The organism is Pseudomonas sp. H1_D04, from assembly GCF_054683855.1.
Window position 1 is genome coordinate 2,658,727 of record NZ_CP162826.1, and the last position, 13,270, is coordinate 2,671,996.

11 protein-coding genes are annotated in these 13,270 nt (G+C 61.2%); 8 read left to right on the top strand and 3 right to left on the bottom strand.

Annotated elements, in window-relative coordinates:
* Window positions 1–147: 147 nt before the first annotated feature.
* Together AB4N82_RS12205 and AB4N82_RS12210 are read left to right on the top strand one after the other, a co-directional pair.
* Window positions 148–1,092, top strand: a complete 945-nt coding sequence (locus AB4N82_RS12205) for a GlxA family transcriptional regulator (protein ID WP_032884013.1) — start codon at window positions 148–150, stop codon at window positions 1,090–1,092.
* A 68-nt stretch (window positions 1,093–1,160) separates the two neighbouring features.
* The gene (locus tag AB4N82_RS12210) at window positions 1,161–2,339 is read left to right on the top strand and encodes an AAA family ATPase (protein ID WP_099601667.1); all 1,179 of its coding nucleotides are present in this window, start codon (window positions 1,161–1,163) and stop codon (window positions 2,337–2,339) included.
* 124 nt (window positions 2,340–2,463) lie between these two features.
* Here AB4N82_RS12210 and AB4N82_RS12215 read toward each other — a convergent pair whose 3' ends face one another.
* Window positions 2,464–2,880, bottom strand: a complete 417-nt coding sequence (locus AB4N82_RS12215) for a DUF3010 family protein (RefSeq protein ID WP_032884011.1) — start codon at window positions 2,878–2,880, stop codon at window positions 2,464–2,466.
* A 41-nt stretch (window positions 2,881–2,921) separates the two neighbouring features.
* A complete protein-coding gene (locus tag AB4N82_RS12220; RefSeq protein ID WP_032884009.1) occupies window positions 2,922–3,323 on the bottom strand; it encodes a lysozyme inhibitor LprI family protein in 402 nt (133 codons plus the stop codon).
* A 219-nt stretch (window positions 3,324–3,542) separates the two neighbouring features.
* On the opposite strand from AB4N82_RS12220, the gene AB4N82_RS12225 reads away from it, so the two are divergent.
* The 6 genes from AB4N82_RS12225 to etfB all read left to right on the top strand — a co-directional run bounded on the left by AB4N82_RS12225 (window position 3,543) and on the right by etfB (window position 11,303).
* Window positions 3,543–4,520, top strand: coding sequence for a dipeptidase (locus AB4N82_RS12225; protein WP_032884008.1), 978 nt, complete (start codon window positions 3,543–3,545; stop codon window positions 4,518–4,520).
* A 77-nt stretch (window positions 4,521–4,597) separates the two neighbouring features.
* A complete protein-coding gene (locus tag AB4N82_RS12230; protein ID WP_005792152.1) occupies window positions 4,598–5,128 on the top strand; it encodes a DUF5943 domain-containing protein in 531 nt (176 codons plus the stop codon).
* A 15-nt stretch (window positions 5,129–5,143) separates the two neighbouring features.
* The gene (dgcA, locus tag AB4N82_RS12235; RefSeq protein WP_095185089.1) at window positions 5,144–7,204 is read left to right on the top strand and encodes a dimethylglycine demethylation protein DgcA; all 2,061 of its coding nucleotides are present in this window, start codon (window positions 5,144–5,146) and stop codon (window positions 7,202–7,204) included.
* Window positions 7,205–7,358: 154 nt separating this feature from the next.
* Window positions 7,359–9,302 (top strand): dimethylglycine demethylation protein DgcB, encoded by a 1,944-nt coding sequence (dgcB, locus tag AB4N82_RS12240; protein WP_122763907.1) that lies wholly within the window; start codon window positions 7,359–7,361, stop codon window positions 9,300–9,302.
* A complete protein-coding gene (gene etfA, locus AB4N82_RS12245; protein WP_095185087.1) occupies window positions 9,302–10,522 on the top strand; it encodes an electron transfer flavoprotein subunit alpha in 1,221 nt (406 codons plus the stop codon). The genes dgcB and etfA overlap by 1 nt, the downstream gene beginning before the upstream one ends.
* Before the next feature lie 10 nt (window positions 10,523–10,532).
* On the top strand, window positions 10,533–11,303 hold the full coding sequence (gene etfB / locus AB4N82_RS12250) for an electron transfer flavoprotein subunit beta (RefSeq protein WP_032884002.1): 771 nt from the start codon (window positions 10,533–10,535) through the stop codon (window positions 11,301–11,303).
* Between the two features lie 136 nt (window positions 11,304–11,439).
* Here etfB and AB4N82_RS12255 read toward each other — a convergent pair whose 3' ends face one another.
* Complete coding sequence (locus tag AB4N82_RS12255) at window positions 11,440–13,269, bottom strand: secretin N-terminal domain-containing protein (RefSeq protein ID WP_460104969.1); 1,830 nt, start codon at window positions 13,267–13,269, stop codon at window positions 11,440–11,442.
* Between the last annotated feature and the right edge of the window lies 1 nt (window position 13,270).

Below are 13,270 nucleotides of genomic sequence, written 5' to 3' on the forward strand. Positions count from 1 at the left end.
GCGCCGTGCAGCCAAGTTACGCAAGCCAGGGGCCAGCAAAACGCACGGCGGCGACCACCTCTTGCACTGCAGCGACCTGCCCCCTTGAATCCGCCCCTGAACGGGAGTATCACAGTGCCACGCTGCCCGTCCGACGAGAGCGCCACCATGTCCCAGGATTTCTACTTTCTGCTGATGCCGGGGTTTTCGGCCATTGGGTTTATCTCCGCGCTGGAACCGCTACGGGTGGCCAACCGCTTTCGTGGCGAGCTGTACCGCTGGCATGTGCTGAGTGCCGATGGCGGCGCGGTGTTGGCGAGCAATGGCATGTCGGTCAACGCGGATGCCGGGCTGGAGCCGCTGAAAAAAGGGGCGACCTTGCTGGTGGTGGCCGGCTTTGAACCGCTGCAGTTCGCCACCCCCGCCCTGGAACACTGGCTGCGTCGCCTCGACCACGACGGCGTGACCCTTGGCGCCATTGATACCGGCGCCTGCGTCCTCGCCGAAGCCGGCCTGCTTGACGGCCATCGCCTGACCCTGCATTGGGAAGCCATCGACGCGTTCAAGGAGTCCTATCCTCACCTGACCGTCACCCAGGAACTGTTCGAGATCGACCGCCGCCGCATCACCTGCGCCGGCGGCACCGCGTCCATCGACTTGATGCTCGACCTGATCGCCCAGGCCCACGGCCCGGAACTGGCGATTCAAGTCTCCGAACAATTCGTACTCGGCCGCATCCGCCCACGCAAAGACCACCAGCGCATGCAGATCGCTACGCGCTACGGCATCAACAACAAAAAATTGGTGCAAGTGATCGGCGAAATGGAGCAACACACCGAACCGCCCTTGAGCACCTTGGCCCTGGCCGAAGCGATCAAGGTGACTCGGCGCCAGTTGGAGCGGCTGTTTCGCCTGCATCTGAATGACACGCCCAGCAACTTCTACCTCGGCCTGCGCCTGGAAAAGGCCCGGCAGTTACTGCGCCAGAGCGATTTGAGCGTGCTGGAAGTCAGCATTGCCTGTGGGTTTGAGTCGCCGTCGTATTTCACGCGCAGCTATCGCGCTAGGTTTGCGAAGTGCCCGAGGGAGGATCGGCGACGGGAGGTGGTTTGACGGGCAATTATAGTCAATTATACTCGTGACTATAATTTATAGTCCTTTCCATAATTGAGTATAAAACCATGTCCAAGAACAGCGGTTTCGTGTTCCGCCGCCCAGTCCTGGCGCGCAGCATTGCCGATGGTCTTGTGGGGGCCGGTATTCAGGATTTCACTTCCGGCCTGTTTCTCGCAGCGCCGCGCCGCACCGGTAAAAGTACTTTTTTACGCGAAGACCTGATCCCGGAGTGTCAGCTTCGGGGATGGCTGACCGTGTACGTGGATTTGTGGGCCGACAAGGAAAAGGACCCCGCCGAGTTGATCGCCAGCGCCATAGCCGCTGCGCTGGTTCCCTATGAAAAGGGCATTCGTAAGCTGGCCAAGAATATCGGGATCGAGAAGCTCAGCTTTCTGCGTACCCTGTCCTGGGATTTCAGCAAGCCGCAATTGCCGGTCGGCGCAACGTTGACCCAAGCTTTGGAATTGCTCCACAGCGTTGCGCAAAAAACCGTCGTGCTGGTGATAGACGAAGCGCAGCACGCATTGACCAGCGATTCAGGTATCAACGCGATGTTCGCGCTCAAAGCTGCCCGGGACCAACTCAACCAGGGTCGTGACGAGGAGGGCAGCGGATTGCATCTCGTGTTCACGGGCTCCAATCGCGACAAACTGGCCCATTTGGTGCTGGGCAAAAGCCAACCGTTTTTCGGCTCCAGCATTACGCCGTTTCCGTTGCTGGGCAAAGAGTTCACCCAGGCCTACACCGTGCACCTCAATGCGCACTTGGCTCAGGACAATCAATTCAGTGCTGCGGATATCGACGAAGCCTTCGAGTTGGTCGGTCGTCGTCCCGAAATGCTGCGCACGATCATCGGCGAAGTGGCGTTGGAGTTGGGCGAGGCCAGCAATCTGGGCGAACTGCTGCACAGTCGCGCCGAACTGCTGCGCGCGGGTGTATGGACCGAATTCGAAAGCGCTTGGAACGCCCTGACGATCCCGCAGCGTGCGGTGTTGGAGGTGATGGTGGAGCGCTCACACAACAACGAACCTTTTGCGCCGTTTACCGACAGCACACTGATAGCGGTCAGCAAGGCGCTGGAGGACATGGGCAGCGACGTGGTGCCGGGCACCCAGACCATTCAGGCCTGTATCGATGCGTTGCGCGATAAGGAGTTGGTGTGGAAGTCGAGCCGGGGTGGGTATGCCCTGGAGGACAAAACGTTCGGCGATTGGCTGCGGCACAAGCGCCATACACCCCACTGAAAACACCACAGACCCAGTGTGGGAGGGGGCTTGCTCCCGATAGCGGTAGGTCAGCCAATGCATGAGCAAGCTGATCCACCACCATCGGGAGCAAGCCCCCTCCCACAGTGGATTTCGGCGTGGCTTATTTCTTCAGCAGGGCGGAGCACGCGGTCTTGAAGGCCTCATGCTGATACTTGTTCAACGTCGCCGGCAGTTCAAAGGTGTGCTTCTTGTTCTGCGCATTGATGGTCTGCGGCGACAGCAACGTCACCTCAACCCCCTCCAGCAGTTGAAACACCCCTTCAATCTTGAACGTGGTCGGGCCACCGGCGAATTCGCCTTTTTTGCTGCGCTTCTTGATCGCGATGCGAGTGACGGCGTTGGCCTGCACGAAGGCCTTCACCTGGGCGGCAAAGGCTTTGACGTTGGCCGCTTCATCATCGTCTTCAAGGGCGATTTTCTTGGTAGCCAGGGCGACGTGGCTCAGCGCCTGGTTGTCCAGGGAGGCGACAGCGATGATGGCTTCGCTGCCTTTGATTTCGATGCCGCAGATAGTCATGAAAAACCTTGGCTCAGAGTAAAAGTGGCGGGGATTGTCGCTTATTCCTGCCCAATCGACTCCAAAAACTCCGACCGCTCATCACTCATCCGCGCCAGGCAGTCATTTTGCGCAATCGCATAGGCTTTGGTGCCGGTCACTGCCGGGAAGGTGTCCACCGCGCAATCGGCGTCACGTAGTTTTTCCCACTTCTGCTGGGCGTCCTTCAGACGAGCGGTAATGTCGGCGAGCTTGGTCTTGTCGCTGCCATAGGTAGAACCCATGCGTTCCAGCAGGCCCTGATAGTTGTCTTTCAACAATTGTTCGGCGGTGGTTTTGTTGTAAGTGGCGCATTCCAGGGTTTGCTTGTCGTTTTCGATGCCATCGCACGGCGTGCTGTCGGTGTCTTCAGCCGCGTGGACGCCGGTTGCGATGAGTGCCAAAGCCAGGAAAATCGATTTCATTGCGCCGTCTCATATCAGGTGATGCAGGAATTCTGGCTCAAGCGTAAGACAAAGAACAGTCGCCAGTCAGAGCTGTCATGTAGGCCTTTGTCGCGGATTGACGCTTTCGGCAATTCCCCTGTCGTTTTTGCACCCGGCTCAGGTTGCCCCTGGGCATATGCTGGCCCCAAAGCGCCGGCAGACGATTCGGCGCATGAATCGCCAATAAGGGGACGCCTGATGAGCCCAGCCGAATTGCACGCCGACAGCATCGTTATCGACGGGCTGATTATTGCCAAGTGGAACCGCGACCTGTTCGAGGACATGCGCAAAGGTGGCCTCACCGCCGCCAACTGCACCGTGTCGGTGTGGGAAGGGTTTCAGGCCACCATCAATAACATCGTCGCCAGCCAGACCCTGATCCGCGAGAACAGTGACCTGGTGATCCCGGTGAAAACCACCGCCGACATCCGTCGCGCCAAGGAACTGGGCAAGACCGGCATCATTTTCGGCTTCCAGAATGCCCACGCGTTTGAAGACCAACTCGGCTACGTCGAGATCTTCAAGCAGCTCGGCGTTGGTGTGGTGCAGATGTGCTACAACACCCAGAACCTGGTCGGCACCGGTTGCTACGAGCGTGACGGCGGCCTGTCGGGCTTCGGGCGCGAGATCGTCGGCGAGATGAACCGCGTCGGCATCATGTGCGACCTGTCCCACGTCGGCTCCAAAACCTCCGAAGAAGTCATCCTCGAATCGAAAAAGCCGGTGTGCTACTCCCACTGCTTGCCTTCCGGTCTTAAAGAGCACCCGCGCAACAAGTCCGATGCAGAGCTGAAGTTCATCGCCGACCACGGCGGCTTTGTCGGCGTGACCATGTTCGCGCCGTTCCTCGCCAAGGGCATCGATTCGACCATCGACGACTACGCCGAAGCCATCGAATACACCATGAACATCGTCGGCGAAGACGCCATTGGCATCGGTACCGACTTCACCCAGGGCCATGGCCAGGATTTCTTCGAAATGCTGACCCATGACAAGGGTTACGCCCGCCGCCTGACCAGCTTCGGCAAGATCATCAACCCGCTGGGCATCCGCACCGTGGGCGAGTTCCCCAACCTCACCGAAACCCTGCTCAAGCGCGGCCACAGCGAGCGCGTGGTGCGCAAGATCATGGGCGAGAACTGGGTCAACGTGCTCAAGGACGTCTGGGGCGAATAAGCCACCGCTGACACTTCTTTACCCTCGGCCATCCGGCGCCGGGGGCATCCAAACGAATTTTCTGGAGTTAAGTTTCCATGGCCAAGATCGCCCCTCAATTGCCTATCGAAGTCGACAGCGAAACCGGTGTCTGGACCTCCGACGCCCTGCCGATGCTGTACGTGCCGCGCCATTTCTTCGTCAACAACCACATGGGCATCGAAGAAGTCCTGGGCGCTGACGCCTACGCCGAAATCCTCTACAAGGCCGGCTACAAATCCGCTTGGCACTGGTGTGAAAAAGAAGCTGAATGCCACGGCCTGGAAGGCGTCGCGGTGTTTGAACACTACATGAAGCGCCTGTCGCAACGCGGCTGGGGCCTGTTCAAAATCCAGGACATCGACCTGGATAAAGGCACCGCCAGCGTCAAGCTCGAACATTCGGCATTTGTCTACGTGTACGGCAAGGTCGGGCGCAAAGTGGACTACATGTTCACCGGCTGGTTTGCCGGCGCGATGGACCAGATTCTTGAGGCCCGTGGCAGCAAGATCCGCACTGTGGCCGAACAAGTCTACGGAGGCTCCGAAGAGGGCCACGATGACGGCTTGTTCACCGTCAAGCCGTTGTAAGCCGAGGACCGTGCCATGGCTTTCGAAGCAATGTTCCAGCCGATCCAGATCGGCAAACTGACCATCCGCAACCGCGTGCTCAGTACCGCCCACGCCGAGGTGTATGCCACCGACGGCGGCATGACCACCGATCGCTATGTGAAGTACTACGAAGAGAAAGCCAAGGGCGGTATTGGCCTGGCGATCTGCGGCGGTTCCTCGGTGGTCGCCATCGACAGCCCCCAGGAATGGTGGAGTTCGGTGAACCTGTCCACCGACCGCATCATCCCGCACTTCCAGAACCTGGCTGACGCCATGCACAAGCATGGCGCCAAAATCATGATCCAGATTACCCACATGGGCCGTCGCTCGCGTTGGGACGGCTTTAACTGGCCGACCCTGATGTCGCCGTCCGGTGTACGTGAGCCGGTGCACCGCGCGACCTGCAAGACCATCGAGCCGGAAGAGATCTGGCGCGTGATCGGCAACTACGCCAGTGCCGCTAAGCGTGCCAAGGCCGGTGGCCTTGACGGTGTGGAACTGTCGGCGGTGCACCAGCACATGATCGACCAGTTCTGGAGCCCGCGGGTCAACAAGCGTACCGACGAATGGGGCGGCACCTTCGAAGGCCGCATGAAGTTCGGCCTGGAAGTGTTGAAAGCCGTGCGCGCGGAAGTCGGTGATGACTTCTGCGTGGGCATGCGCCTGTGCGGTGACGAGTTCCACCCGGACGGCCTGTCCCACGAGGACATGAAGCAGATCGCCAAGTATTACGACGACACCGGCATGCTCGATTTCATTGGCGTCGTCGGCTCGGGTTGCGACACCCACAACACCCTGGCCAACGTAATCCCGAACATGAGCTACCCGCCGGAGCCGTTCCTGCACCTGGCGGCCGGTATCAAGGAAGTGGTCAAGGTCCCAGTGCTGCACGCACAGAACATCAAAGACCCGAACCAGGCCACGCGCATCCTTGAAGGCGGCTATGTGGACATGGTCGGCATGACCCGTGCACACATCGCTGACCCGCACTTGATCGCCAAGATCAAGATGGGCCAGATCGACCAGATCAAACAGTGCGTCGGCGCCAACTATTGCATCGACCGCCAGTACCAGGGCCTGGATGTGCTGTGCATCCAGAACGCCGCGACGTCCCGTGAATACATGGGCGTGCCGCACATCATCGAGAAATCCACTGGACCGAAACGCAAGGTCGTAGTGGTCGGCGCCGGTCCAGCCGGGATGGAAGCCGCACGCGTTGCCGCTGAACGTGGCCACGACGTGACGCTGTTGGAGAAGAAAGAATTTATCGGCGGGCAAATCACCACTGCTTCCAAGGCGCCGCAACGCGACCAGATCGCGGGGATCACGCGCTGGTTCCAACTGGAACTGGCGCGCTTGAAAGTCGACCTGCGCCTGGGCGTGGCGGCCGATGCCGAGACCATCCTGGACCTGCGTCCAGACGTGGTGGTGCTGGCGGTCGGCGGGCATCCGAACATCGAGCAGAACGAACACTGGGGCGCGGCCGAAGGCCTGGTGGTGAGCAGCTGGGACGTGCTCGACGGCAAAGTCGCGCCGGGCAAGAACGTGCTGGTCTACGACACCATCTGCGAATTCACCGGCATGTCGGTTGCGGACTTCCTCGCGGACAAAGGCAGCCAGGTGGAAATCGTCACCGACGACATCAAGCCGGGCGTGGCGATTGGCGGTACGTCGTTCCCGACTTACTACCGCAGCATGTACCCGAAAGAAGTGATCATGACCGGCGACATGATGCTGGAAAAGGTCTACCGCGAAGGCGACAAGCTGGTGGCGGTGCTGGAGAACGAATACACCGGCGCCAAAGAAGAGCGGGTAGTGGACCAGGTGGTGGTCGAGAACGGCGTGCGTCCGGATGAAGCCATCTACTACGGGCTCAAGGAAGGTTCGCGCAACAAGGGTCAGATTGACGTTGAAGCCTTATTCGCGATCAAGCCGCAGCCGTGCCTGAGCGAGACGGGCGAGGGGTACTTGCTGTTCCGCATCGGTGACTGTGTGGCACAGCGAAATACCCACGCTGCCATCTATGACGCCCTGCGCCTGTGCAAGGATTTCTGACACCACAGGGCCAAAAATGTGGGAGGGGGCTTGCCCCCGATAGCGGTGGGTCAGCGACAACTGTACCGACTGACAGTCCGCCATCGGGGGCAAGCCCCCTCCCACATTCGGGTCAGTTTCGCATTAGATTTGTGTGGTCTGTGGGAGCTTCACCATGTTGAACACCTTGCTGCCTATTCTCTTGTTCGCCGCCTTGGGCCTTGCCGTCCTCGGCGCCCTGCGCCGGGTGAACATGTGGCGCCGTGGCCGCGCGTCCAAAGTCGACCTGCTGGGCGGCCTGCTGGCCATGCCCAAGCGCTACATGGTCGACCTGCACCATGTGGTCGCCCGCGACAAATACATCGCTAACACCCACGTCGCCACGGCACTGGGCTTTGTGCTGTCGGCACTGCTGGCGATTCTGGTGCATGGCTTCGGCCTGCAAAACCGTATCCTCGGCTACGCCTTGCTGCTGGCCTCGGTGTTGATGTTTGTCGGCGCCACCTTCGTTTACCTGCGCCGGCGCAATCCGCCGTCGCGCCTGTCCAAAGGCCCGTGGATGCGCCTGCCGAAAAGCCTGATGGCGTTCTCGGTGAGCTTCTTCCTGGTGACCTTGCCCGTGGCCGGGATTCTGCCGGCGGACTTCGGCGGTTGGTTGCTGGCTGCGCTCTTGAGTGTGGGTGTGCTGTGGGGCGTGTCCGAAATGTTCTTTGGCATGACCTGGGGCGGCCCGATGAAACACGCCTTCGCCGGTGCCCTGCACCTGGCCTGGCACCGTCGCGCTGAACGTTTTGGCGGTGGTCGTTCCACCGGTTTGAAGCCGCTGGACCTCAGTGATAAATCCGCGCCGTTGGGCGTGGAGAAACCCAAGGATTTCACCTGGAACCAACTGCTCGGCTTCGACGCCTGCGTGCAGTGCGGCAAGTGCGAAGCGGCGTGCCCGGCCTTTGCCGCCGGCCAGCCGTTGAACCCGAAAAAGCTGATCCAGGACATGGTGGTCGGCCTGGCCGGCGGCACCGATGCCAAATTCGCCGGCAGCCCATACCCAGGCAAAGCCATTGGCGAACACAGCGGCAATCCGCATCAACCGATCGTCAACGGCCTGGTGGACGCCGAGACCCTGTGGTCCTGCACCACCTGCCGCGCCTGCGTGGAAGAGTGCCCGATGATGATCGAGCACGTGGACGCCATCGTCGACATGCGCCGCCACCTCACCCTGGAAAAAGGCGCCACGCCGAACAAAGGCGCCGAAGTCCTGGAAAACCTGATCGCCACCGACAACCCCGGCGGTTTCGCGCCGGGCGGTCGCCTGAACTGGGCGGCGGATTTGAACCTGCCGTTGCTCAGCGACAAAAGCAGCGTTGACGTGCTGTTCTGGGTCGGTGATGGCGCCTTCGACATGCGCAACCAACGCACCTTGCGTGCGTTCGTCAAAGTGCTTAAAGCCGCCAAGGTCGACTTCGCCGTGCTCGGCCTGGAAGAGCGCGACAGTGGCGACGTGGCGCGACGCCTGGGCGATGAAGCGACGTTCCAACTGCTGGCTACGCGCAATATCCAGACCCTGGCCAAGTACAGCTTCAAGCGTATCGTCACCTGCGATCCGCACAGTTTCCATGTGCTGAAAAACGAGTACGGCGCCTTCAACGGCAACTACCGCGTACAGCACCACAGCACTTTCATGGCCGAGCTGATCGGCGAGGGCGCGCTGAACCTGGGCCAGCACAAAGGCAACAGCGTGACCTACCACGACCCTTGTTACCTGGGCCGCTATAACGGCGAATACGAGGCGCCGCGCGAAGTGCTGCGTGCGCTGGGGATCGAGGTCAAGGAGATGCAACGTTCGGGCTTCCGCTCGCGTTGCTGCGGCGGTGGCGGCGGCGCGCCGATCACCGACATCCCCGGCAAGCAACGTATCCCCGACATGCGCATGGACGACATCCGCGAAACCGGCGCCGAGCTGGTGGCGGTGGGCTGTCCACAATGCACTGCGATGCTTGAAGGTGTGGTCGAGCCGCGTCCGTTGATCAAGGATATCGCCGAGCTGGTGGCCGATGCGTTGCTTGACGAGGCATCGCCAGCCAAAGCTCCCATCAAACGTGAACCTGCGGAGGTGCACTGATGAGCGACATTATCCGCCGCGACCCACGGGCCGAATGGATCGCCCGTAACCGCCTGCACCCGTTGCATGCGGCGATGCAGCCGGTACAACACAGCTGGATGGGGCCGAACGGCGTTATCCGCAAAAACGTACATGGCGTCGGTTTTATCGGCCCCAACGGCATCAAGCGCATCGACCGCAGCGGCGCCCAGCAGGGTGGCGTGACCAAGCGTACGGCGGCGATTGAAGTGCAGTTGCCGCTGCATCAGGTGCCTGCGCCGGCGTTCTATATCAACGTGGTGCCGGACATGGTCGGCGGCCGCTTGAGCAGCCACGACCGCGACCTGCTAGGCCTGGCGCGGCAACTTGCCGGCAGCGACGGTGCGGTGTTGGCGGTGGTGTTTGGCGAGCATAAGGAAAACGCGTTCGCCACGGCCGGTGTCGACCGTCTGCTGGTGCTGGACGGCCACGAATTCGACGGTTATTCACCGGAACAACGCGTGCAGGGTTTGCGGGCTGTGGATAACCAGTTCAACCCACGCCATTGGTTGCTGCCCGACAGCCGCAGCGGCGGTGGTGAGCTGGGTCGGCGGTTTGCCGCGAGCCTCAAGGAGCGCCCGGCCACGCGGGTGTGGCAGATCAAGGGCGACGAGTGCATCGGCCGCGCCGGCGCTGGCCAGGAAGACCTGGCGCGGCCACTGCCGCGCCTGATCCTCGCCGCCGTCGAATGTGCCGATCCGGTCAGCGACACACGTCATGAAGTCTTGCCCGTGGAGTTATCCACAACCCTGGCCCGCAGCCTGCCGCGCATCGAAGACCTCGGCGCGGTGGCAGTGGACCCGGCGGCGATCCCCATGGCCGAGGCCGAGTTTATTTTCTCTGGCGGCAACGGCGTGAAGGATTGGAACCTGTTCCACCAGACCGCTGCTGCCCTGGGCGCCACCGAAGGCGCGTCGCGTGTGGCCGTGGACGACGGCTTTATGGCCCGCGATCGCCAGGTCGGCGCCAGCGGCACCTGGGTCACCGCACGGGTGTATGTGGCCGTGGGGATTTCCGGGGCGATCCAGCACCTGCAAGGCATCGGTGCCTGCGACAAGGTGGTGGCGATCAATCTCGATCCGGGTTGCGACATGATCAAGCGTGCCGACCTGTCGGTGATCGGCGAAAGCGCCGCGATACTGCAAGCCTTGATCGATGCGGTCGAGGCCTACCGCAACGGCGCCAAGCGCGATGCGGCTTGAGGACATGACTATGACCACGAATGTAATCAGCCTGGTGTCCATCGGCGCACACCCCACCTCCGGGCGCCCGCGCCGGGCAGAGCAGGATGCGCGAGCCGTTGAACTCGGCCTGCAAATGGCTGGGGATAAGTTGCAGGTGCTGCACGCGGGCAATATCGCCGAACCCACCTTGCGCAGCTACTTGGGCATGGGCTTGCCGCAACTGCATGTACTCGAACAACCGGAGGGAGCCGATGCCTTGCCGGTACTCAGTGATTATCTGCGCGAGGCAGGCGCCCAGGTGGTACTCACCGGCAGCCAGGCCGAAACCGGTGAAGGCTCGGGCATGCTGCCGTTTCTGCTGGCCGAGCAATTGGGCTGGCCGCTGGTTGTCGGGTTGGCTCAGGTGGAGTCCATCGAAGGCGGCGTTGCACATGTGCTGCAAGCCTTGCCGCGTGGGCAGCGGCGGCGCTTGAAGGTGCGCTTGCCGTTTTTGGCGACTGTGGATAACGCCGCGCCCAAGCCTCGGCAGAGCGCCTATGGCCCGGCGCAACGCGGTGAGTTGGCAGCCCATGAGGTTGAAGTTGAAGCCGATGAGTTATTCACAGGCGCGGTGCTGCAACCGGCCAAGCCTCGTCCCAAGCGCCTCAAGGTGATCAAAGCCAAAAGCGGCGCCGACCGCATGAAAGCCGCTACGGCCAAGGCCAGTGGTGGCGGTGGGCAAGTGCTCAAAGGTGTCAGCGCCGAGGAAGGCGCCCAAGCCATTCTCAAGTTGCTCATAGAAGAAGGCGTCGTGCGCTAACCCACCAACACTGCAAGACCAATGTGGGAGGGGGCTTGCCCCCGATGGCAGTGGTTCAGTTACAGATGAGCTGATTGATACACCGCAATCGGGGGCAAGCCCCCTCCCACATTTTTATCTCCATCAGGGTCTGAGGTTAAGGGGCGGCTGGCGCGGGTTTCGGCACCAGCTCCGGCAGCGGTGGCGGCAGCGGCTGCCAGGTGGCATCCGGCTGTTGCATCGGCGGTGGCAGGGCCGGTGTAGGGTCGCCGCCCATCGGCTTGAGGATCATTTTGTCGGTGGTGTCGCGCAGGATCATGCCCTGGGTTGAGCTGCGCGCTTCGGTGCCGCTGTGAAAGGTGCTGATCTGGGAAATCGGCAGGTCGAGGTTGCGTTCGATCCTCGGCGTCAGCAGCAGGATGATCTCGGTTTTCTGCTGAGTGTTCTGGTTAGTGCCGAACAGCTTCTTGCCGATCCACGGGATCTGGCTCAACCACGGCAGCCCCGAACCTTCATCGATATCCGAGGTGCGGATCAGCCCCGAGACGATCTGGGTTTCGTTGTTGCGCGCGGTCAGCAGGGTCTTGGTGGAACGTGAGCCCAGTTCGAAGGTGGCTGGCACGTTTTCCGAGCCGGGAATGCGCTTGGTGATGTGGCTCATTTCCACGTTCAGCTCCAGGTTCACCTCATCGCTCAGGCTGATATTGGGCTTGACGGAGATCTGCAGCCCCACGTCCTGATAAGACACCGATGAGGTGGTGATCTGATTGGCGGTGGTGGTGGTCACCACCGGGATCTTGTCGCCGATATTCACCTGGGCTTCTTCACGATTGCGCACCCGCACCCTGGGGTTGGCCAGGGTCACGGTGTTGCCGCTGCGCTGCAGCATATTGATACGCGCCGATGTGCTGCCCGAATCCAGCAGGATGTTGTCACCGTTGATGCCGCGAAGCGCGCTGATGGGGATACCTGCGAGCCCGGCGGGCACGTTGGCCAGGTTGCCTACCGACAAGCCGATACCTTCCGGGTACTGGATGCCCAGGTTCAATTCGTCGGTCAGGCTGACCTCCAGCACCTGGATATCGATGGTCACTTCCGACTGCGCAATGTCGATGGCCTCCACCAGTTTTTCCACGGCGCTGAGGGTGTCCAACCCATCGCGCACAATCACCGCATTCAGGCGCTCGTCTACCAACACCTCCTTGGGCTTGAGCACCTGCTTGATCTCGGCGGCGATGACCTTGGGGTCGCCATGGCTGAGGTAGAAGGTGCGGACGGCCAACTCACGGTATTCACGTTCTTTGTCCGGGCGGCGGGGGTAAACCAGGATGGTGTTGGCGTTAAGGATTTTCTTGTCCAGCCCTTGGGTGGTCAGCAGCAGGTTCAGCGCATCTTCGGCGGTGGTTCGGCTGGCGGTCATGCTTGCCGAGGCGCTGGGATTGACGTCTTTGTCGATGACGAAGTTGACCCCTGAAAGGCGCGCGATAGTCTCGAAAATCGTGGTCAGGCTCTGGGCGCTGAACTCCAGGCTCAGGGGTTTGCGCATGGCCTCGGAAAGGTCGGCGCTGAGGTAGTCGGCGCTGACCAGCTCGCGGGTCAGGGCATTGCGAAAGTCCAGGGCCTCTCGGTAGTTGGGCTTTTGCGCGATGATCCGGCGCACCAGGTTGAGCGCCTCCACTGGGTTTGCGCGTTTCATTTCGTAGGCCTGCGCCAGTTGTGGGCGCAGTTGTTTCATCGCCTGGATGCTCTGGATTTCCTGGCGTGCGCCGAGGTTGCTGGGGTCGTATTTGAGGATGGTTTCCAGGGCGCGGATGGCGGCCGCGTCGTCACCACGCATCAGTGCGGTACTGGCCTCGCGGCTGTACTGGGCCACCAGCAACTCCAGTTTGCTGAAATTGGCGGTGCGCAGTTGCACGTCGTCCGGGTCTTGTTTGGCTTCGGCTTGGAGCACTTCCACCGAGCGGATGATGTCGCCCTTTTGGCGCAAC

What these genes read in the sequence shown, in the direction of transcription:
- AB4N82_RS12230 (WP_005792152.1), top strand. Translation starts at nt 4,598, where the DNA reads ATGGCCAAGATCGCCCCTCAATTGCCTATCGAAGTCGACAGCGAAACC.
- AB4N82_RS12215 (WP_032884011.1), bottom strand. Translation starts at nt 2,880, where the DNA reads ATGACTATCTGCGGCATCGAAATCAAAGGCAGCGAAGCCATCATCGCT.
- dgcA (WP_095185089.1), top strand. Translation starts at nt 5,144, where the DNA reads ATGGCTTTCGAAGCAATGTTCCAGCCGATCCAGATCGGCAAACTGACC.
- etfB (WP_032884002.1), top strand. Translation starts at nt 10,533, where the DNA reads ATGACCACGAATGTAATCAGCCTGGTGTCCATCGGCGCACACCCCACC.
- AB4N82_RS12205 (WP_032884013.1), top strand. Translation starts at nt 148, where the DNA reads ATGTCCCAGGATTTCTACTTTCTGCTGATGCCGGGGTTTTCGGCCATT.
- etfA (WP_095185087.1), top strand. Translation starts at nt 9,302, where the DNA reads ATGAGCGACATTATCCGCCGCGACCCACGGGCCGAATGGATCGCCCGT.
- AB4N82_RS12225 (WP_032884008.1), top strand. Translation starts at nt 3,543, where the DNA reads ATGAGCCCAGCCGAATTGCACGCCGACAGCATCGTTATCGACGGGCTG.
- dgcB (WP_122763907.1), top strand. Translation starts at nt 7,359, where the DNA reads ATGTTGAACACCTTGCTGCCTATTCTCTTGTTCGCCGCCTTGGGCCTT.
- AB4N82_RS12210 (WP_099601667.1), top strand. Translation starts at nt 1,161, where the DNA reads ATGTCCAAGAACAGCGGTTTCGTGTTCCGCCGCCCAGTCCTGGCGCGC.
- AB4N82_RS12220 (WP_032884009.1), bottom strand. Translation starts at nt 3,323, where the DNA reads ATGAAATCGATTTTCCTGGCTTTGGCACTCATCGCAACCGGCGTCCAC.